At 43.8% G+C, this 21,829-nt stretch carries 20 protein-coding genes; 3 read left to right on the forward strand and 17 right to left on the reverse strand.

The annotated features are described in order from the left end of the window. Positions 1 to 12: 12 nt before the first annotated feature. The 9 genes from atpA to ACHKAR_RS07185 are packed head-to-tail and all read right to left on the reverse strand — an operon-like array spanning position 13 to position 5,899. Entirely contained in the window at positions 13 to 1,590 is a 1,578-nt protein-coding gene (atpA, locus tag ACHKAR_RS07145) for a F0F1 ATP synthase subunit alpha (RefSeq protein ID WP_395416768.1), read from the reverse strand. A 37-nt stretch (positions 1,591 to 1,627) separates the two neighbouring features. Further along, complete coding sequence (gene atpH, locus ACHKAR_RS07150; protein WP_395416769.1) at positions 1,628 to 2,173, reverse strand: ATP synthase F1 subunit delta; 546 nt, start codon at positions 2,171 to 2,173, stop codon at positions 1,628 to 1,630. 1 nt (position 2,174) lies between these two features. Then, positions 2,175 to 2,726, reverse strand: a complete 552-nt coding sequence (gene atpF, locus ACHKAR_RS07155) for a F0F1 ATP synthase subunit B (protein ID WP_395416770.1) — start codon at positions 2,724 to 2,726, stop codon at positions 2,175 to 2,177. A 21-nt stretch (positions 2,727 to 2,747) separates the two neighbouring features. After that, positions 2,748 to 2,948 (reverse strand): ATP synthase F0 subunit C, encoded by a 201-nt coding sequence (gene atpE / locus ACHKAR_RS07160; protein ID WP_159585451.1) that lies wholly within the window; start codon positions 2,946 to 2,948, stop codon positions 2,748 to 2,750. A 33-nt stretch (positions 2,949 to 2,981) separates the two neighbouring features. Next, on the reverse strand, positions 2,982 to 4,022 hold the full coding sequence (gene atpB / locus ACHKAR_RS07165) for a F0F1 ATP synthase subunit A (RefSeq protein ID WP_159585449.1): 1,041 nt from the start codon (positions 4,020 to 4,022) through the stop codon (positions 2,982 to 2,984). A gap of 19 nt (positions 4,023 to 4,041) precedes the next feature. Beyond that, complete coding sequence (locus ACHKAR_RS07170) at positions 4,042 to 4,410, reverse strand: hypothetical protein (RefSeq protein ID WP_159585447.1); 369 nt, start codon at positions 4,408 to 4,410, stop codon at positions 4,042 to 4,044. Further along, complete coding sequence (locus tag ACHKAR_RS07175; protein WP_159585445.1) at positions 4,407 to 4,640, reverse strand: AtpZ/AtpI family protein; 234 nt, start codon at positions 4,638 to 4,640, stop codon at positions 4,407 to 4,409. Before ACHKAR_RS07175 ends, ACHKAR_RS07170 begins: the two co-directional genes overlap by 4 nt. Continuing rightward, positions 4,597 to 5,013, reverse strand: a complete 417-nt coding sequence (locus ACHKAR_RS07180; RefSeq protein ID WP_159585443.1) for a bactofilin family protein — start codon at positions 5,011 to 5,013, stop codon at positions 4,597 to 4,599. The genes ACHKAR_RS07175 and ACHKAR_RS07180 overlap by 44 nt, the downstream gene beginning before the upstream one ends. Positions 5,014 to 5,032: 19 nt before the next feature. Next, positions 5,033 to 5,899 carry a M23 family metallopeptidase gene (locus ACHKAR_RS07185; RefSeq protein ID WP_255465623.1) on the reverse strand — a complete coding sequence of 289 codons (867 nt, stop codon included), beginning with the start codon at positions 5,897 to 5,899 and terminating at the stop codon, positions 5,033 to 5,035. Between the two features lie 97 nt (positions 5,900 to 5,996). Between ACHKAR_RS07185 and porW the strand changes: the two genes are divergently transcribed. The 3 genes from porW to uvrC are packed head-to-tail and all read left to right on the forward strand — an operon-like array spanning position 5,997 to position 12,639. Next, the gene (porW, locus tag ACHKAR_RS07190) at positions 5,997 to 8,555 is read left to right on the forward strand and encodes a type IX secretion system periplasmic lipoprotein PorW/SprE (protein WP_395416771.1); all 2,559 of its coding nucleotides are present in this window, start codon (positions 5,997 to 5,999) and stop codon (positions 8,553 to 8,555) included. After that, a complete protein-coding gene (locus ACHKAR_RS07195) occupies positions 8,552 to 10,831 on the forward strand; it encodes a transglycosylase domain-containing protein (RefSeq protein WP_395416773.1) in 2,280 nt (759 codons plus the stop codon). The genes porW and ACHKAR_RS07195 overlap by 4 nt, the downstream gene beginning before the upstream one ends. Before the next feature lie 5 nt (positions 10,832 to 10,836). Further along, positions 10,837 to 12,639: an excinuclease ABC subunit UvrC gene (gene uvrC, locus ACHKAR_RS07200; protein ID WP_395416774.1), complete on the forward strand. Its 1,803-nt coding sequence runs from the start codon at positions 10,837 to 10,839 to the stop codon at positions 12,637 to 12,639. 35 nt (positions 12,640 to 12,674) lie between these two features. Here uvrC and porN read toward each other — a convergent pair whose 3' ends face one another. From porN to ACHKAR_RS07240, 8 genes are all read right to left on the reverse strand, one after another. Continuing rightward, the gene (gene porN / locus ACHKAR_RS07205) at positions 12,675 to 13,511 is read right to left on the reverse strand and encodes a type IX secretion system ring subunit PorN/GldN (RefSeq protein WP_395416775.1); all 837 of its coding nucleotides are present in this window, start codon (positions 13,509 to 13,511) and stop codon (positions 12,675 to 12,677) included. A gap of 12 nt (positions 13,512 to 13,523) precedes the next feature. After that, entirely contained in the window at positions 13,524 to 15,173 is a 1,650-nt protein-coding gene (gene porM, locus ACHKAR_RS07210) for a type IX secretion system motor protein PorM/GldM (RefSeq protein ID WP_395416776.1), read from the reverse strand. A gap of 31 nt (positions 15,174 to 15,204) precedes the next feature. After that, positions 15,205 to 16,017, reverse strand: a complete 813-nt coding sequence (gene porL, locus ACHKAR_RS07215) for a type IX secretion system motor protein PorL/GldL (protein WP_159585431.1) — start codon at positions 16,015 to 16,017, stop codon at positions 15,205 to 15,207. 37 nt (positions 16,018 to 16,054) lie between these two features. Further along, on the reverse strand, positions 16,055 to 17,089 hold the full coding sequence (gene porK / locus ACHKAR_RS07220; RefSeq protein WP_159585429.1) for a T9SS ring complex lipoprotein PorK/GldK: 1,035 nt from the start codon (positions 17,087 to 17,089) through the stop codon (positions 16,055 to 16,057). 161 nt (positions 17,090 to 17,250) lie between these two features. Then, positions 17,251 to 18,204 carry a PorP/SprF family type IX secretion system membrane protein gene (locus tag ACHKAR_RS07225; protein ID WP_395416777.1) on the reverse strand — a complete coding sequence of 318 codons (954 nt, stop codon included), beginning with the start codon at positions 18,202 to 18,204 and terminating at the stop codon, positions 17,251 to 17,253. 57 nt (positions 18,205 to 18,261) lie between these two features. Next, positions 18,262 to 19,047, reverse strand: a complete 786-nt coding sequence (locus ACHKAR_RS07230) for a uroporphyrinogen-III synthase (protein WP_159585425.1) — start codon at positions 19,045 to 19,047, stop codon at positions 18,262 to 18,264. A 29-nt stretch (positions 19,048 to 19,076) separates the two neighbouring features. Beyond that, positions 19,077 to 20,159, reverse strand: a complete 1,083-nt coding sequence (locus tag ACHKAR_RS07235) for a DUF4271 domain-containing protein (protein ID WP_395416778.1) — start codon at positions 20,157 to 20,159, stop codon at positions 19,077 to 19,079. Beyond that, on the reverse strand, positions 20,160 to 21,785 hold the full coding sequence (locus tag ACHKAR_RS07240; protein WP_395416780.1) for a BamA/TamA family outer membrane protein: 1,626 nt from the start codon (positions 21,783 to 21,785) through the stop codon (positions 20,160 to 20,162). Between the last annotated feature and the right edge of the window lie 44 nt (positions 21,786 to 21,829).

The following is a 21,829-nucleotide window of genomic DNA, read 5'->3' on the forward strand; positions in this document are numbered from 1 at the left end:
TCGGTTTATTGCTTAGATATATCGTGCTGCCAGATCCTTAGCCACCTGAGCCAGCACATCTGTAGATGAATCTTCCCACTTACCTGCTTTCAGGGCATCCAATACAGGTCTGTGTGCGTTGTTCAATATCGTCAGAAACTCCTTCTCAAAAGCTTTCACTTTATCCTCAGGCACTTTGTCCAGAAATCCTTTCGTAGAAGCATAAATGATGGCTATCTGCTCCTCTACTGGAGATGGAGAGTACTGAGCCTGCTTCAAAATTTCCTGGTTTCTTCTTCCTCTGTCGATCGTTCGCTTAGTAGAAGCATCCAGGTCTGAACCAAACTTGGCGAAAGCCTCCAACTCACGGAACTGAGCCTGATCCAGTTTCAGTGTACCTGCCACTTTCTTCATGGATTTGATCTGGGCATTACCTCCCACTCGGGATACCGAAATACCTACGTTGATCGCAGGACGGATACCTGAGTTGAAAAGATTGGTCTCAAGGAAGATCTGACCATCTGTAATGGAAATCACGTTGGTCGGAATATAGGCCGAAACGTCACCAGCCTGAGTTTCAATGATCGGAAGGGCAGTAAGTGACCCACCACCTTTTACTTTTCCTTTCAAGGATTCAGGAAGATCATTCATTTGAGCAGCGATGGCGTCATTGTTGATCACCTTAGCCGCACGCTCCAAAAGTCTTGAGTGAAGATAGAATACATCTCCAGGGTATGCTTCACGTCCCGGAGGTCTTCTTAGCAAGAGAGAAACCTCACGGTAAGAAACAGCCTGCTTAGAAAGGTCATCATATACCACAAGTGCCGGACGGCCAGTATCTCTGAAATACTCTCCTATGGCCGCTCCTGCGAAAGGTGCGAAGAACTGCATAGGAGCAGGGTCAGAAGCCGCTGCACTTACGATGGTAGTATAGGCCATTGCACCTGCCTTTTCCAAAGCCGCCTGAATACCTGCCACAGTAGAAGCCTTCTGTCCGATGGCCACATAGATACAGTAAACAGTTTCTCCTCTATCGTAAAATTCTTTTTGATTGATGATGGTATCGATAGCCACGGCAGTTTTACCTGTCTGGCGATCACCAATGATCAACTCACGCTGACCTCTACCTACAGGGATCATCGCGTCAATCGCCTTAATACCCGTCTGAAGAGGCTCACTTACAGGCTCCCGGTAGATTACACCAGGTGCCTTTCTTTCCAATGGCATCTCGTAAAGCTCGCCCTGTATAGCTCCTTTTCCATCAATTGGATTTCCAAGGGTATCCACCACACGACCACTCATGCCGTCGCCCACCTGGATAGAAGCAATTCTACCGGTTCTTTTCACGGTATCTCCTTCTTTCACACCACTTGATTCACCAAGAAGTACCGCTCCCACGTTATCCGCTTCCAGGTTCAATACCATCGCCCGCAGGCCATTGTTGAACTCCAAAAGCTCTCCGGCCTGGGCCTTCGTTAATCCATAGATACGAGCTACACCATCTCCTACTTGAAGCACGGTTCCGATTTCTTCCAGTTCAGCTTCTGTTTTTGAATGAGAGAGCTGTTCTCTTAAGATCGCTGAAACTTCATCAGGTCGAACATCTGCCATAATCTTATCCTTTTGTTGTCCTCTCGGACGGGTTTAATTAAATCGTTTCTTTTTGAAATTTAAGCTTCAGATCAGCCAGGTGGCCGCTCAAGCTTTCATCTATTTGCTGATCCCCCATTTGCAGGATATATCCTCCTACCAATTCTGGATTTACTTTTTCACCTAATAGAGGCTTCTTACCTGAAAGCTCTGTAACAAGCTTCTCAAAAGCCTTCTTCATATCCGCATCCAACTTCACGGTGGTAGTCACTGTAGCATTCTGATATCCCATTTTGAGATTATAGAGTACCATGAATTCCCTAGCAATCTCAGGGAGATATTTCTCTCTGTTCTTGCGAGTGACTATATCAAAAAAAGCAGCCGTTAGCGGGTTTACTTTTTTATCGAAAATCTGCTTCAAAATCTCAGCCTTTTTGAAGTTGGTGATGATGGGGCTCTTTAGCATGAGCACAAAGTCTCTATTGGACGCGCAGATGTCTGAAAAATTGACCAGGTCATTTTTCACTGCTTCCGTTACCTTCTTCTCATCGGCTAGCTCCAGTAGGGGCTTAGCGTATCTGGCTGCTATTCTGGTAATAGACATCTTAGTTTACTTTTACTTCTTTCAAAAATTTGTCGATGAGCGCTTTTTGCGACTTATCATCAGACAATTTCTCCCTGAGCAATTTCTCAGCAATCTCAACAGACAGACCTGCTACCAGGTTTTTCACCTCCGCAAGGGCAGCTCTCTTTTCTGTTTCAATACTGGCTTTTGCTTCAGCAATCAGCTTTTCGGCGATCGCAGAAGTTTCACTCTTGGCTTGCTCTTTGATTTGAATTGCAGTATCAGTAGCCTCCTTTAGTATCTTATCACGCTCAGCTCTCGCCTCCAGCAGAAGGTACTCATTGTCAGATTTGATCTGCTCCATCTCTTCTTTTGCAAGATCTGCAGCTTTCAAGGCATCGTCTATCTGGCTTTCTCTTGCCTTCAGCGCTCCTGCTATTGGTTTCCATACGAAAACAGCAAGAATGAGAAAGACAATGAGGAAAACGACCGTTTGCCAAAATATTAATCCTATACCCGGGGTTACTAGTTCCACGTCAGTTTCGTTAAATGTCTGAAATAAAAATCTGGTCTTGATGCCTAATGCAAACAAGACCAGATCAATTTTGATTAATTAGCTTCCGATAGACATAAATCCAATTACAGCTGCGAAAAGTGCAACACCTTCAATCAAGGCTGCTGCAATGATCATCGCAGTTTGGATTTTTCCAGCGGCTTCTGGTTGTCTAGCGATACCGTCTGTTGCTCCTTTACCGATCATACCGATACCAAGACCAGCACCTAGTACTGCTAAACCTGCTCCAATTGCTCCCATTACTTTGTTATTTATATGGTTTAAAAAAAATTCTTAATGATGATGTTCTTCTACTGCCTGACCAAAATACATGGAAGATAGTAGGGTAAATACATAAGCCTGCAACAGTGCCACAAACAACTCCAGCAGGTTCATAACTGCCGCGAAAAGTGTGGCCGCTACTCCCACTGCAAAACTCTGTGCAATGAACGTCAAGCTTAATATGCTCAATATGATGATGTGACCCGCCGTGATGTTGGCAAAAAGTCGAACCATCAATGAAAATGGTTTCGTGAAAATTCCGATAATCTCTATAGGCCACAAGATGAGGTAGAGTGGAAACTTTGCCAACCAACCCATGCTATTGCCCAAAGGATCCAGGATGTGCATCCAATAAGTTTTTCTTCCTGACGCCAGTGTAATCACCAAACTGGCTACCGCCAGTATCAACGTTACCGCAATGTTGCCCGTAAGGTTGGCGGCTGCTGGCAAAAGACCCAGAAGGTTACCAAACCAAATAAAGAAAAACAGGGTAAGCAGGTAAGGCAGGTATCGCTCATACTTTGGCCCAATGTTAGGCTTCACAATCTCGTCCCGTACATAAATAATGATGGGCTCAAAAAAGGACTGAATCCCTCTTGGTGCTCTGCCGGCATTCTTCTTATATCCCCTGGCCACTGCCATGAAGATCATGATCATTACCAATGCATTGATAAATAAGAAGAAAACATTTTTAGTAATGGAGAAATCCAAAACATGTGCTCCACTTTCCAATGCAATGTGCTCATGCTCCATCACATACCCGTTGAAAGGAACCACTTCGTGTTCTTCGTTGTAGAAGTTGCTGGAAGAAAAGATATCAAGTCCCTTCTCTTCACTGTAGATGATCACCGGAAGGTGCAAACTAAGGCCATGAAAAATCTCCCAGGAATGCGAATCCATGATGTGATGATTGATCATCTCACTGGGATCAAATGCTTCCCCTTCTACCGGATCTTTAGCATATCCAGTTTGGATTATTAAGAGTCCGAAAACGACTAGTAATAAACTGGATTTCAAAAACTTAGGAAAGGATGCGGTTTTCTCTTGACTCATTAGTAAAAGGGTTATCTCCTCAATTCCGCCGCAAGTTAGGTAATGCAGCAAATAATTCAAAGATTAAATAAACCAAATAGAGGACGATAAACTGAATCATGAGCGGCCGGATATTTTCCATTTTCATGATAAAAAGAATGGCCAAAAAGAAAAGACCTGTGAGAAACCTGAAAGTGATCCCGCCCAGCACATAAATTGGGGATTCCCAATTGGACTTTTCGCCCAATCGCAACATCCACCATACTGCCAGTGACTGTAGGTAAAAAAACAGAATCAGGGCAGGAAACTGCTGATGCAGGTAGGATTGAAACAGGGAATCGTTGAGAAAATAATAGATGAGAAGAAACGTCAGGGAGATCCCCGTTGAGATGATCAGGTATTTCTTCACGAGCTAAACTTTTTGATCAGGTAGACTATGGTTGCTGCTACTGAGAGAAATACTCCCAACAACAAAATCCATGGAAATACCGGGTCGGCCTTTTCATTGAGGTAATAACCACCCAGTATAAATCCCAGATTGATCGCCAGAAGCTCAAAGGTAATCCCTGAAATCCTGGCGTAGGTGTTGTCTACTTTAGGATTGTGCTTTGAGGAGGGATCCTTCTTCTGCTTTGCCAATTTTTATCTCTTTACTCTTCACACCCATCTTGCAACCACCGTTGAATACCGCGCCTGACTCTACGATCAGCTTATTGGTAATGATGTCTCCATCGATCACCGCAGTGGGTTTCAACACCAATACCTCTGTCACCTCTACTGTACCGGTAATATGTCCGGCTACTTCAGCGTTTTGCGCCAGCACACTCCCATCAACCTGAGAAGATTGACCAAAAGCTGCCTTCGACTTGGTTTTGATGTTCCCGATTACCTTCCCTTCTATTCTGATGTTCCCAAAAGTTTCAAGGCTTCCCTCGAGAATAGTCCCTTTGCCAATAATATTGCTCGAATTGCTCATTTCTTCCGCTACTTTCTGTTCCTGCTTGTTAAACATGGGTCTATGTTTTAGTTTTTTAAAAGGCCACGTATTCCTGGGGGTTCACCGGATTACCATTGTGCCACAGTTCAAAGTGTAAATGAGGCCCCGAAGTAAGTTCACCAGTATTGCCAATAATTGCAATAATTTCACCACCGCTGACAAAATTACCAACGTTTTTCAATAATTCCGAATTGTGCTTGTAAACAGAGATCAAATTGCCCCTGTGCTGAATTCCCAAAACGTAGCCACTATCCAGTGTCCATGAGGAAAAAATGACTACTCCGTCAGCCGCGCATTTTACCGGTTCGTTTTCTCTGGCTACTATATCTACCCCATAATGATCCTTTTTAGGGTTGAATCCATCGGTAATAATCCCCTCCATCGGAGTGAAAAGAAATAGCTCCCGAAACTCCTCCGAGCTGCTTGTTTCATAGGTCAGTACCCCAAGGTCCTGTTGCTCAAACTCCGCCCTAAATTGAGAGTCAATGGGAGGAATACTTTCCTGAAACCCAAGCTCACCTGGATTCATGGTGCTGTTTTCAGGGTCTTCCCCCATGGCCTGTAGGATATCTACGTCCCCGCCAATAATCATCCTGATGTTTTTCAGGTACTGATCCTTCACTGCCATTTCGTACTCCATGGAGTCTATCTTCATCGTGAGGTCCACCAGCTGTCTGTTAGATTGCATCATGGCATACCTGGGATCCAGCCATTGCTCCAGTACCACCGTGACCATATACATCGACACCACCAGGGTGATGATGAAAGCCACCGTTAAAATCAGGATCACCCTGGCGTAGTTGAAACTGATGGTCTTTTTCTCCGCGAAGTTCTCTTCATTTCTAATGATCAGAAGGTACCTGTTGGTAAGCCAGTTGGATAAAGTCTTTTTAGGAGCCAAATCAGCGAAATTTATGAAGTGTCAAATATATTGAAACCCTACTGTTTTATCTTTACAAGATTCTCTAGGGATATACGTTAATTTGCAAATATCTATTGTGCGCATTAATCTCATAACTTATTTCATTTTAATTACCCTGTTGGTAGCCGGCTGCTCCTACAGCAGCGGGCCTGTGAGCACAGCTTATCAAAATGTAACTGCGCATTACAATGCCTACTTCATCGCCAACGAACTGATGAATGAAATAGAGCAAAGTGTCTATGACAACTATCAGTGGAATTATAACAAGGTACTCCCAATCTACGTACCCATTGACTCTAATGATGCCAAGAGCCTGGAAGCACAGATAGAAGACTGCATAGAAAAAGCCTCTATTGCCATTCAAAGGCACCCCAATTCCCGCTGGGAGGACGACTCCTACATATTGGTGGGCAAAGCGAGGTACTACTCCCTGGAATTTGCAGATGCCATTGAGACCTTCAAGTTTGTAAATAAGCATAGTGAAAATGACGATGCCCGACATGCTGCGCTGATCGAGCTCATTAAATCCTTTGTAGACTTCAACGAAATTAATAATGCCATTGCTGTCTCTGATTATTTAAAAAAGGAGAAGCTCAACAATAAAAACAAGAAGGAACTGAGCATGGTACGAGCCTACTTGTTTCAGAAGCGCAAAGATTTGGATCAAATGGTACAGCACCTGGTAGCAGCTGAAGAACTTATGACCAAATACTCGGATAAAGCCAGAATTGATTTTATCATCGGGCAGGTATACCAGCAACTAGGATTTGAGGCCGAAGCCTATAATTATTATGAGAGCTGTCTGAAAAATAATCCTGTATACGAACTGGCCTTTTACACCAAGCTAAACATGGCACAGGTGACCCAGGTCACGAGTTCTGGAGACATCAAAAGGACCCAGAAATATTTCAAAAAACTCCTAAAAGACACTAAAAACACGGAGTATAAAGACAAAATCTACTACGAGATGGCCAATTTTGAAGTAAAGCAAGGCAACCTCGATCAGGCCATCGCTTACTACAAAGAATCAGTAAAATCCTCGGTAAAAAATAAACGCCAGAAGGCCTACTCGTATTTGAAACTCGGCCAGATCTACTATGACAGCCTCAAAAACTTTGTGTTAGCGCAGAATTATTACGACAGCACAGTCTCTACCATGCCCAGAGATGAGGAAAACTTCGAAAAAATCAAGCAACGACAGGAGATCCTTAATGATTTTGTCAAGCAAATTGTAACCATCCAAACCAACGACAGTCTGGTGAGTCTTTCTCAACTTCCTCAAGATTCTCTTTTGGCACTTGCTACTGCAGTGGCTACAGAACAGCATGAAAAGGAAGCAGCAAAAAAGAAAAAAGAGGCTAAACGCGCCAGCCAGCAAAGCACTGTATTTGACCAACAAGGGGGAGACCTGATAGGGGCAAACCTGGCACCTGGCGCCACCTGGTATTTCTACAATACCACAGCTGTAGGCAAAGGTGTTACGGAATTCAAACGCATCTGGGGTAGTCGACCTCTCGAAGATAACTGGAGGCGAAGCCTCAAGGCTGGTGGTGAGATTACCACCGGAGCTGAGGGAGAAGCATTAGCCAAAAAGAAGCCAAGTGCAGAAACTGAAGGCGACGATGCCATACAGACAATGGTGGACGAAATGCTCGCCTCCGTGCCTTCCAGTCAGGAAGAAATCAATAAACTCCTGGCTCAGGTAGAAGAGGCCCATTACAACCTCGGGAATATCTATGATTTCAAACTGGATGAAAATGCCAATGCCATTGAAACCTTTGAAACACTTATAGCGCGGTTCCCGCAAACTGAATATAAGGCAGAAGTCCTGTACCAGCTTTACCTCCTTTATAAGGGCTCCAACATTGAGCTGGCCACACTCAAGTCTGATGAACTCAAACGAGACTTCCCGGAGTCTATATATGCCAAACTTGTGGATAACCCCAACTACCGAGAAGAGAGCAAGGCCGCAACCGAGCAGCTCAAAATGGTGTACACCAAAGCTTACAAGCTCTACAAAAGCAAGGATTACCAGAAAAGTAAATACCTACTGGACAGTGCTTTCAACCTCTATCCTGAAAACTCATTCAGTGATAACATTGCACTACTCAATGTTCTGAACATGGGAGAGCTGGAGGGACAATTCAAATATCAGTATGAACTCAATAACTTCATTAAAACATATCCGGAAAGCGAATTAATCCCTTACGCGCAAAAACTGGTAAAGACCAGTGAAGACTATCAAATCAACCTCTACAACAGTGCTAAGGCCCGTTTTGTAGAATACTTTAAGCAGAAGCATTATTTGGTGGTCGTATATCCAAACAATGACCAACTCACCCAACAAATACCTTTGGAGGTAGAAGAATTCATTAAAGCCAAGAATTTTGGCCTGACCACCGGCAACCTCATTCTCAACCAGGATCATGCGCTCGTGCTAATCAATGAGTTTCCCGCTAAGGGAAGTGCCGAGAAGTTTCTCACCATGCTCAATGCCGAGCTTTCCCTTAAAGACTTACATAAAGGAGAAAAAATATACAGCTTTGTAATTACGGAGGACAATTTCGATATCTTCTATCAAACCAAAGATGTCAACGCCTATTTGAATTTCTTTGAAAAACACTATCCCCAATGAATAAACGAACGCTCAGAATCATCGTCATCGTACTGTGGGTTCTCTTTTTAGGAGCTGCCATCACCATACCATCCCTTTTTTACATGGTCAAACATGACACCAATGGATGGTTTGGAGACCTGCCAAGTCTGCAGGATCTTGAAAAGCCAGATCCGGATCTCTCCTCTGAGCTGATCAGTGCAGATGGTGTTTCGCTGGGTAAATACTACAGAAAAAATCGAACTCCTGTGACTTATGAAGAGCTGTCTCCAGAGCTGGTCAATACGCTCCTGGTCACGGAGGATATTCGTTTCAAAAAACACTCCGGTATCGATCTCAAAGGATTGTTAAGAGCCGTCATTGGAAAACTAACATTTCAATTCAACGGTGGTGGCTCTACCATCACCATGCAGCTGGCCGAAAACCTCTACAGCACCTCTTCAGCCAATCGTGGCTCACTTTACAAATACTCATCTGTTGGCCAAATCATTACTAAACTCAAAGAATGGATCATCTCTGTTCAGCTAGAACAGTCGTATACCAAGGAGGAAATACTTGCCATGTACCTCAACACCGTGGAGTATGGAAGCAACTCCTTCGGAATTAAAGTTGCTGCCAAAACTTTTTTTAACAAACTCCCATCACAGCTCAATTATAGCGAAGCGGCACTGCTTGTTGGGGCGATCAATGCGCCTACCCGATACAGCCCCATCATGAATCCTGACAATGCGATGGCCAAAAGAACAGAGGTGCTCTATAACCTTCATAAATACGGACTCTTAACAAGAGATACCTTCGACAGTCTCAAAACAACAGATTTCGGCCTCACTTATTTAGTCGATAATCACAACGAAGGTCTGGCCACCTACTTCCGGTTTGTCATCAGAAATTTTCTGCTCTCCTGGACGAAAGAGCATGGCTATGACCTCTTTGAGGATGGGCTCAAAATCTATACTACCATTGACAGTCGTATGCAGGAATACGCCGAGCAAGCCATGAAAGAGCACATGGATACTTTACAATCCATCTTTGATGATCATTGGTCCACTCTTAAAAGTAACCCCTGGATCGACGATAACGGAAATGAAATCGAGGGGTTCATTGAAAACGCAATGAAAAGGACACCACAGTATCGCGCGCTGGTTAGTAACTATGGAAAAGAATCAGACTCTGTAGAGATACTCCTGAATAAAAAGAAATCAATGACAGTTTTTAGTTGGGATGGTGAGATAGATACGGTGTTCAGTGCCTATGATTCCCTACGATATTACAAAAAGTTCCTGCAGGCAGGCTTCATGGCCATGGACCCCAAAAATGGCAACATTAAAGCTTGGGTAGGCGGTATCAATCACAAATACTTTAAATACGATCATGTCAGTCAGGGGAAAAGACAACCGGGATCCACCTTCAAGCCTTTTGTCTACACGGTGGCCATCGATAACGACTATTCTCCATGCTATCCGGTAGTGGATGCCCCGGTAACATTCGCCATGCCTGGACAGGATCCTCCCACTTATACTCCTGACAATGCCAGTGGCAAGTTTAGTGGAGAAGTCATGACCATCCGGCAAGCCATGGCTAGATCTGTCAACAGTATAACCGCCTTTGTGATGAAACAGGTGAAACCTGAGACTGTGATAGAATATGCCAGAAGACTGGGAATAGAGAGTCCACTAGCCCCTGTTCCTGCGCTGGCATTAGGTGCCGGTGGAGATGTTTCACTTCAGGAAATGCTCGCTGCGTACTCTACCTTTGTCAACAAAGGCATCTATACCAAACCCTTTTTCATTTCTCGAATAGAAGATGAAAATGGTAATGTGATACAGCAATTCGTTCCGGAAACGAGAGAGGCACTCAATGAAGAAACAGCTTACCTGATGCTTCACATGCTTAAAGGAACCACCGAAGAGACCGGAGGTACAGGTCTCTCTATCGATCGGGAACTCAGGATGGATAACGAAATAGCGGCCAAAACAGGTACCACTCAGAATGCATCGGATGGTTGGTTTATGGGGGTCACTAAGGACCTGGCAGCTGGCGCATGGGTAGGTGGAGACGATCGCTCCATTCACTTCAAATACTGGGCGATGGGACAAGGCGCCAGAACAGCCATGCCCATTTGGGAAAAATTCATGCTTAAGATATATGCCGATCCTACATTGGGGTACCAAAAGGGTCCATTTGACAAACCTTTGAAACCAATTAGTGTGGAGTTGGATTGTGATAAATACAATGATGTTCTCCAGCCTACAGATTCTCTTCGATTCGACCTGATAGACGAAGACGATATCATGTAACCTACATGGAATCTCACAAATTTTCTACCCAAGAATACGGCAAGCTCCCGCACCAGCCGGGTGTATACAAGTTCTACGACCGCACCAATACCATTATATATGTAGGTAAGGCCAAAGACCTTCTCAAGCGGGTATCAAGCTATTTCAACAAATCAAAGCAGGCCAGTAGAAAAACGGTCAAACTGGTTCGAGAAATTGAAAGCATTGAAGTCATCATTGTAAACAGTGAATTCGATGCGCTGCTATTGGAAAACAGCCTCATCAAGGAGAATCAACCAAAGTACAACATTCTTCTAAAAGATGACAAGACCTTCCCAAGCATCTGTGTCACCAATGAGCGTTTTCCCAGAATATACTCCACCCGAAGCATAGACTCCTCCAAGGGTACCTATTATGGCCCCTATACAAGCGTAAAAGCCATGAACGGAGTGCTGGATTTGCTAAGAAAACTCTACAAAATCAGAACGTGCAATTTCAACCTTTCAGAGCGAAACGTCAGCCAGGGAAAATTCAAAGTTTGCTTAGAATATCACATCGGCAATTGTCTGGGGCCCTGTGAAGGACTACAGGAAGAATCTGACTACATGGAGGACATCCAGAGCGCCCATCACATTCTGAAAGGCAACATATCCACGGTGAAAGCGGGCTATAAAGAGCTTATGCAAAATGCTGCCGAAGAGTTGAAATTTGAATCAGCTCAGGATTTTAAACAAAAACTGGATCACCTGGATAATTTTCAGTCGAAATCACTCATCGTCAATCCCAAAATCAGTGACCTGGACATCTTTGGAGTAATAGGTGATGGTAGCAAATACTACCTCAACTATATGAAAATTGAGCACGGTAGTATTAGAATGTCTGAGACCGTGGAGTCTAAAAGAAAACTGGACGAGCCAGAAGAAGAGCTGCTCCAGCTGATCCTGTTTAGTCTCAGAAATAAGTACAGTAGCTCAAGTACAGAAATCATTAGTAACCGCCCGATCAACGGCTGGGATGAAATAGAAATCACCCAACCCAAAATCGGTGATAAGAAAAAGCTTCTGGATCTTTCACTCAAAAATGCACTCTTTTTTAAGAATGATCGCCTGGTGAGGAGCGAGGGAAAGAAAACCAGCGGTGAAAAAATTCTTGAACAGTTGCAATCTGATTTGGGATTAAAGAGTTTACCCAGACACATCGAATGTTTTGACAACAGCAATATCCAGGGCACTAACCCTGTCTCCTCAATGGTTTGCTTCAAAAACGGTAAACCATCCAAGAAAGACTATCGCAAATACAACATCAAGACGGTGGTGGGGCCGGATGATTTTGCCAGCATGAGAGAGGTAGTAGGCAGAAGGTATAAGTACCTCACAGAAGAGAATCTCCCGCTCCCAGATTTGGTCATCATAGATGGAGGGAAAGGGCAGCTGAGCGCCGCCTGTGAACCCCTCAAAGAACTTGGTCTCTATGGAAGACTTCCAATAGTAGGAATCGCCAAGAGACTTGAGGAAATTTACTACCCGGAAGATTCAATCCCTTTGCACATAAGCAAGAAATCCCCAGCCTTGAAACTCCTCCAGCATTTAAGAGATGAGGCCCATCGGTTTGCCATCACTTTTCACAGGTCCAAAAGGAGCAAAGCCAGCATCCAATCCGAGCTCGATCATATCAAAGGTCTGGGGAGCATTACAAAGGAGAAATTGCTCCGTCATTTCAAAAGTATCAAACGAATTGAAATGGCGCAGGAGGAAGAACTCGCTGAAATAGTTGGCAAGTCGAAAGCCAACATACTGACAACCTATTTCCAACAAAAAAAGGGATCGTAAACGATCCCTTTCCCTCATATTATTTCAAGAAGTAATTAGTACTCCCACAACTCACTTTCATATTCCATCAGATCATATTCATATTTCTGCTGAAGCATTACAGCATCAAATGGATCTGAGGTAAGCTGCCTGATATCAAGGTTTTGTGCATTGGACATCTTAATGATTGGTGCAGAAAACAATCTAAGCTCAAGAGCGTCCCCATAGTTTCTATGTGCTGCCTGATTCTGGTTGTTATACCATATGGCTTTGTCTGCATAAGGCCCTCTGAACAACGCCACAACATCCTCATACTTAAAATGACAAACCTGGTTTTCAAACCCTGCAGGATTCCAGGTAGAACCTGCTCTTCCCGGTAGGGCAATTGTCAAGGCTCTGATGTACCAATACATCCTGGATCTGTTACGATCAAACATCACTTCCTCTCTGATATACATTACATCGAATACATCCTTCGGAATAGGATCCGACTGAGGTCCACTGGCTTGCGCCTGACTAGAGGATTCGTTACCGAAACCACCACCAAAACCGCCACCAAAACCGCCGCCAAAATCACCGCCACCTTGACGCTCAACTGTTGTTTTTGTCTTAAAAACACTATCCGGCATCAGGTTGAGGCATGAATCCGTCATATAAGGCTTCAATAACCCCGCTTCCACAGCATCAAGCAGAAGTCGGGATATTTCACCGTTTCTGGAGAAAAAGGGCTGATTTTGCTTTTCACGCAAATCCATTCTCCTCCAAACCATTCTCTGGAACATAATCTGAGACTCTTGAACCTCAGGTTTTATGATAGGAATCTTTACCTCCTGCGCATACAAAACAGGAATGGTCAGTAATCCAATCAACAGTGCATAACAAAATTTTTTCATAACCTATCTGAATTAATTTAGAGAGATGTTGATGAACCTATTATAATTATTAAAATCCTCAACCTCTTTTCTAAAGTTCTGTCTTTGTACTTTCCTTATTTCAATTGAAAGCTGGTCTCCTTTTCTGGCTTGCGATACAATGGCTGTAAGGTTAGCGGTTTCACCTACAGTAATGGTCGTTCTTCCGATACCCCCACTTACCAAGGTTATTTGTGCTTCAGCCACCCGGAACTTAGCATCCTCAGGAAGGAATTGCTGGAAACTCTCATCCGGAACTGCCTTAATATACAATCTTGGGGTCTTAGCAGATATACCAGTCTTCATATTCACCTCACCTTGGTCTGTATAAACTGTGATCGTTGGTGCAGGAATTCTGCGAACTCCAAATTCACGAGACCCAATGAGGTTTCCATTACTCGAAACTTTTAGAACAACCTGCTCCGTAGAAGTAGGTACAATGGTTACCTGTCCTTTTGCGCTTCCCTGATAAGTTTTTGCGTTAGTTGCTGAGAATGCTGGATTATAAGCTACACCAAGTTGTGGAACCTGTACGTCCAGATTGTTACCACATCTCAAATAAAGTGCGTTTACGGAAGTAGATTGAATCTGAATGGTCGGCTTCACCACAAAATACTCCACTACATCAGTAAAGGTAGTATCCCTACCGCCTGGTAGCGTAACAGTGATAGCCGCCTCGTAGGTCTTCTTCGCCAATCCTTCGGCATCAAATGTTGATGAATTGGCAGTGAATTCTACAAGACCCTGACCACTGGCATCCACTTCAATTTCGTTTCCATCATAAGTCATCGTAGGAGTCACTCCTGAAGACGATGCAGCGATGAACATTTTGGCGGTGTATTTGGTACCTGCAGCCACGTATCGAGACTCAGGCTTTACCATTGGTACAATAACATCAAACTTCAAATCACCAGCTCCTACTTTATCGGATAGGAAATCCAGCGCTCTTGTTTCATAGCTCAAAATTCTTGATTGAAACTCACTGATCGTAGCGATACCTGCCGGTGTTGGAGAATCACTAAATGCAAGATCAGCAAAAGCCTTACCTTTTTGATTAGGATCTTCTTTATAAACCGGATCTTCATCTGCATCTACAGCAATCTTCTTGTAAGCTGCCAGATCAGCTTCAGATGCTCCAATAGCACTCAGTTTCTCTTTCAATATCTCAGGAAATTTGTTGAGTCGTTCTTTCAACTCTATTCCATGACCCTGACCGCCATCCTCAAGTGGCATCATATAGTGCCCTACAGTGGAGTAATCAGTTTTACCGATCAGGTGCTTAGCATCACCAGGGTACTCGGGACTTTTCCCTTCCTCATAACCACCTGATTCTTCAACCAAAGCGATTTTAAGCTCAGTGAGCTCCTTCAGCATTTTGGAGGTTTCAGTTCTGATTTCCTGAGCCAACTCCGCTACCTTTACATCATCCTCTCTATTACCAGAATCATCAACCGTCTTTATAATACTTTCAACTATCTGACCATTTCGTTCCTCACTTTCGCGGTTAGCTTTTACTAACGAATCGTCAAGAAATACAAATTTGTCAATAATTGTAATGGAGACGTTCAATGCCAACAGAGCTGTTAGCACCAGGTACATCATCCCAATCAATTTTTGCCGCGGCGTTTCCTTTCCTCCAGACATATTATTTTTAGTTTAAGCTTGTGTTGGAAAATTACCCTTGTTTCATTGCGCTCAGCATATTACCATATACCTTATTGAGGGATGCAATATTGGTAGTAAGTGTATTAAGCTGAGCTTGAAATGCTGAAGTCTCCTTACCAGCTTCGCCCATGCTTTCCAAAGCCTGAGTCAGGTTAGAGTAGAACTTGTTCATTGACTTCACATGTCCTTGCGCATCTTTCAACTCCATTTCATACACAGCGTTCAAAGCACCTAAACTCTTAGTGACATTTTGCACCTGGCTGTGATACTCCTTCGTATCCTTAGAAGCCTCTGCCATTGCTGACATAGCCTGCATCGAAGTAGCATATGACTTATTCATTTCAACCAGAGAGTTAGAAGCGGCCTTAGCATTCTTGGCATACTCATTAGTTACCAAAGCGGCATCTCCCAACTGAGCCATTTTAGCAGCAGAATCAGCAAGATTTTTCATGCCATCACCTAAACTCTTAATAAGCTCAGGTCCCACCTTAGCATCTGCCAACATTTTATCCATACCAGCAGCAACTCCGGTGTTATTTCCACCACTTGTCACCTTTCTTGGTGCAGCAGCAGGACCATCGTAATCATCAGCCAGTTCAGGATACACCTTAGACCAATCTGGATCCTTGTGTGCAGGCTCGAAAGCACTAAGGAAGAAGATCACCGCTTCCACAGTAAGACCAATACCAAGCATAGGTCCGGACCCCGGAAGGTGAAGAATTTTAAACATAGCACCAACAATTACTATTGCCGCCCCGATACCATATATCTTAGGCATTATTGTGCTGAAAAGAAGCTCTACGAATCCGCCTTTTTTGCTCATTTTGTTGAAATATTTAGGTTAGTAATTTTTATCAAGTTTAAAATTCATATCCAGAAGACCTACCAAGATAAGTCATTGCACATCTAAACCCAATAGAGGATCTGGCTGTGTCTCTGTGCTCAAATGATCTTGTTCCTGTTTCAAGGTAGTAAGCTATATCCTTCCATGAACCACCGCGGACAATTTTAAAATCTATTCTCTCGTCATAATAGGTAGGGTTCAAATCCCAAACCAATGGCATAGCCGATGGATTATAGGCATCCTCGCACCACTCAGCTACGTTTCCTGACATGTCATACAGACCATAGTCATTGGAAAAATACGTGTTGATTGGAGAAGTGTAAGCAAAACCATCGTCAAAATAATTTCCTCTCCCTGGCTTGAAGTTAGCCAACAGACATCCTTTCTGATTTCTCACGTAAGGATTACCCCATGGATACTTCGCCATGTCTCTTCCTCCTCTGGCAGCATATTCCCACTCCGCCTCAGATGGCAGACGGAAAGCCGGCATAACGGGCATTCCCAGACTTTGTCTGTATTCATTTAAGTGTTGAGTTCTCCAAACGCAGAAATACTGAGCTGCATTCCAATCAACACCCACTACAGGGTAGTCATCAAAAGCTGGATGCGACCAATAATACACCACCAGTGGATCCCCCATATGATGGGTGAAATCTGAGGTCCATACTGTCGTATCTGGCATTAGGTCTGCGATGGAATAGCCCGCAGGTAAATCCACCTCGGATCCCTCCGTAATGGCCTGAGTAAACTGACGGTACTCATTGTTAGTGATCTCAGTGTCATCCATAAAGAACGCACCAATAGTCACCTGCTTATTAAAATTGATTTGAGTAGCCGCGACATCTTCATCTGCCTGGCCCATGTGAAAAGTACCGGAAGGTACTGCCACCATACCGAACGGCCGGGTCATCTCCCAGCCTTGCCGATCTAACACCCCGACAAGCTCTCCTCTGTCTGTAGATCCTCCACCAAAAAGACCACAGCTTTGTAGCAAAACACCAAGAGCTAGTACGGCTAAAGTAGAAAACTTTATAACACGCATATTATTCATAACACCTTATTTGAACTTGCAAGTATGTAAAATAAACAAACTTTAACAAAAATTATTGTCACTTAGTCAGCCTAAATATATAACCTTATCCTGTTTTAATACAAGTTTTAACATCAATTCTCCCCAAAATTCGACTAACAGTCAAACCTTATCGATACTTTCTAAAAAGTAAATCGAGGTGTTTTTACCGTTTTTCTTCCGCCAAAAACAAGGTCAGGAAGATCATACCTGATAAATATCTCGTGGGAGGTAGGGGCCTTTGCGGCCTGGTTTTGAAAAACGAAATCGAAAGAGTATCCAACTTTCAACCTGTTGTCTTCCAATAAACCATATCCCAAATAAATAATTGCCGACTCGTCTCTTCGGTAAGAAAGTCCGCCCCACATTTTGTCTCTCAGGGTAACGATTCCACCCAGATCAAAAGTAACGTTGGTCAGATTGGAGCGAATGAGGGCAGTGGGGGCTATTTTCAAATCATCATTAATCTTGAAAGAGTATCCTCCATGCATGGCTATGGAAAGCTCTTGCTTGTTACTCAGGCCTTCCTGACCAAAATCGAAACCCGGACGCATAAGGTTCACGGCACCTAGTCCCATGAACCAGCCATCATTTGACGAATAGAACAATCCGGCAGACAGGTTAAATTTTGTCTGAACCTCGCTCCCTCCCTGAATCAGGGGATCCGGTTCGTTGGGTCGGAGTTGATTAAATTTTTGTGTCTGTGAAAACACCCCAGGTGCCGCACCCAGATGTAACTGCCCTTTTCTAAGCTCAAGGGTATAGGTAAGCGGAAGCTGCACCTGAAAATTGGATTGAGGCCCCAGGTTGTCATTGGAAACATTAATGCCTACAGAGGAAATAACAAAGCCCCTGATGGGGACAATCCCCGTTAGCATTTGAGTATTCGGTGCTCCTCCAGTGCCATCAAAGCTACTGGAATAACCTACCCACTGGCTCCGGTGCTGAAATGCCACAAATGCCTGCTGTTCACTGCCACTCCAACCCGGATTGAGGTAAGACGGGTTAAACATATAGTGCCCAAAGAAAAAATTACTTTGGGCACGGCTGAGAAAAAAGCCGAGTACTAATATGCCTAGCAGCCACCACTTTTTCATAAAGGTATTTTACACTAATAACGCTTCAAACAAAAATACCCCTATTTTAAGGCTTTGCTAAAGATTATTGGCTTTTTTTATGTAGAGCTCCAGGGCACCGGTCATAGAAGGTGCATTGGGTAGTGGGGCCTGAATGTCCAAAATCAAACCAGCATCACGAACCGCTTTTGCCGTTGTAGGGCCAAAGGCCGCAATCCTCGTTTTGTTTTGCTTGAAATTCGGGAAATTATCAAAAAGTGATTTGATCCCTGAAGGGCTAAAAAATGCGATAATATCGTAGAAAATATCAGACAAATCAGACAAATCACTCGCCACGGTTCTGTATATGATCACTTCCGAAAAGTCGTAACCATTCTTTTCCATAAAATCAGGAATATCATCTTTTCTGATGTCTGAGCAAGGGAATATGAATTTCTCCTTTTTGTGCTTTTTCATCACCTCCAGCAGGTCCTGAGCGGTCCGCTCACCAGTGAAAATTTTGCGCTTTCTGATGACGATGTACTTCTGCAGATAGTTTGCAGTTTGCTCCGAAATACAGAAGTATTTCATATCCGTAGGAATTTCCACCTTATTTTCAGCCGCCAGCCTGAAAAAGTGATCCACCGCATTTCTGCTGGTAAAAATCACGGCCGTGTGGTCGAGAATATTAACCTTCTGCTTTCTAAACTCCTTAGCATCTACCGGATCGATCTCAATAAATTGTCTAAAATCAATCTTGAGGTCGTACTTTTCAGCGAGCTTCTGGTAAGGTGAATTTTGGTCTGTGGGTTCAGGCTGTGAAACGAGTATCGACGATACCCTGTTGAGCCTTTCTTTGTCTGTAACTAACAATTCTTCACTCATTCCTATCAAATACAATTAAGTATATCTGTCTATTGCAATTTGACTAACCAATAAATGATTAGAAAACCGGGCAAGAATTCGGTGGTGCAAAGGTAGACAATTATCATTAGTTTTCTATGCGAATGATATTTATCAAACTTGAAATATATCCAAAGCTGATAAAAGATGACAGCCAATACCAACAATAGGATTGCACCACTTTTCAAGGTTTGAGAGACAAAATCAAACAGGGTAAAATCTATAGCAGAAATCCCCAGACATACGGCCATTACCAGGATAAATAGACTCACAAAGTCCTGAGAATGAATATTTGACACGCCTTTAAAATCAAAAATAAGGCTTAATAGCCTGGACCAACCGTACTTCAAAAGAACAAACGCAAACACCAATAATGTAGAAAACAGCCATGTCCACAGGGAGCCTGCCAGAGAAACTGGCGCCTCCCGAAAGGGATAAACTCCGGAATAGGAAAAGAACGCCGACACCAATCCGCTGAAATATAACCCCGTGAAAAGATTGTCAATACTACCGAAGCTCATATAAGATTCCTCGGCAGAAAGACTCCTCATCTTAAAAGTGAGTGGTGTTTGGAAAGAATGACTAAAAGAAATCGGGAATAACCTGCGATACACTCCAGTAAACAATACCAGGATGGTAAGTATTATCAGGTAGGCATTGTGCTCAAACCCTTCCAAACGAGGATGCAACGGATCCACTGCGCCCTTTCCAGTCCTTATTTCAGCCATTTGCGTTACCAGGGTCTTTCCAATTCCTCCTTTCTGATAAATAGTAACTCTGATGGGGGAGCCAAAAGTCACCACCAGGGAGTCAGGAGTGTAGGTAACCAGTCCAGAGAAATTGTATTTTACCAGACGCTCATTCATCCAAATGTCCACAGGCTCATCGGATCCAATTAACAATTTCTCTGAGTCCGAACCTTTAGGAAGTTCAAAAAAAACTATGTCATTCTCATGCTTTACATATTCGGAAACTGCGCCCTTGCCGTCAAATGTTCTCCACGCCACCGCCAGGTCCCTCATCACCAATGTATCTGCCATAGAGAACACGCTCATTGTAATGAAAAAGGAAAAAACAAAGAAAAGTGCTCTCATTTAAAATTTGGATGTGTATCCTATGTGGATTTTGATATTGGCCGGATCAGCTGGTATTTGTCTAGACATCCCCATGGCCAGGGCAAAAGTAAACAAGCCATTGGAAGTATCCAGCGATAATCCTGCTCCGAATCCACGCGGATAGCTTACTACTCCACGATGCTCCATCAAAAGTTGATCATAGAAAAGCATGAAATGAGAATATTCTTCAAAGTATTGCCTGATCTCGAGCCTGCTAAGGGCATAATTGCTAGCATAAAAGAAATTCTCATTGAACCCGCGCAGCGTTTTCAATCCACCCATCCGGGCTAGTTCATTTGTCAAAATCTGATCATTGACCAATAATTGGCCCTCCCAATGATGATGTAATGCTGTTCGCTTTTTCAACCTGATCAGGTATTTGGCTCCGGCAGTGACACGCAGCATGCTTGTTTGCCTGTGCAGGGTATCATATGCACCTTTATCGATAGATGGGTTTTTGGAGATGTTCTTCTCTCCTAAAACCAATCGTGCCTGATATCTGAAAGGGCTTTTCATCCCCATCTCCTGTCCATAAAGCACATCTCGCAAACCAATCATGTACTGGCTTGAAGTAAAATCCGCAAGATTGTCTCTGATGTTTGACTCATCGGGGCTGATCAGCGTTCCGCTGACATGTTCGTATCCGAAAAACACCTCGGACATAGGACCAATGTTGGTTCCACTGGTCAGGTTCCAGGACTGGGTGAGAAAAGTGGTGTCTTGTTTTAACAAATGAAAATCGACATCCAAAAACAGTTTGGAGCTAAGGAAGAAGGGGTGATAGTATCCCAAATCGAGTGATTGAGATTCGTCCGCGAACCGATTCCAGGTGAATAAAAACCGCTTGCCGGATTGGAAAAGGTTGGCCAGCTGCAAATCCAGAAACCCGGTGACCATTACTCCATTGCCGGCAGACTGACCCGGCAGCAGCCCAACCACCCCCTCGAAAGAACTGCTTTTTCGCTTGTCCAGGTCCAGAAAAACGGTGGCCTTGCCATGCTCGAAGGCCACATCCGGAGGCCGCTTCATTTCTAAGTACTGCAGTCTGGCTATGCTCTTCGGTAGATTTTGAAAGGTGCGTTCGCTGAATGGTTTGTCTACCTCCAAATGAAGTGCGGTCTGAAGAAACGCCCGGCCCTTCTGCACCTCCCCAAGAAGCACCATAGAATCGTAAACCACCAAGGGTCCCGGAATTATGCGCAAAAAGCCCTTCGCCATATCGTCTTTCACCTGTACAGAATCCCAGGTGATCCTCACAAAGGGATGACCCTTGTCTGCATATGTGGTCAGCTGTTTCTGAACAGCAGATTGAAATGACTGTTTTTTGGGTTTCCAGAGCTGAAACGTATCCTGTTCAGCATCATAAACCGCCAACTGATCAATTTCATTTCGGTACTTTTCACCTGCATGAAAATAAATCCGATCTGAAAACACTGAATCCAATCCGCTGAAGACAAAACCCTGATTCCATAACCTCAACAAATAAAGGTTGACAAACCTGGAGACCTCCACGGAATCCATGCCGGGCACCTCAGTGGTAGGCTGACCATCCAGATAAACTGTCACCCGCTGCGCTGCACCCAGGTGGGCGCACAGGAGAATCATCCCAAAGCATAAAACACGTATCATACAAAAGAGCTGCGCCATAG

The sequence above is a fragment of the Marinoscillum luteum genome, from assembly GCF_044005705.1.
Lineage (GTDB): Bacteria > Bacteroidota > Bacteroidia > Cytophagales > Cyclobacteriaceae > Marinoscillum > Marinoscillum luteum.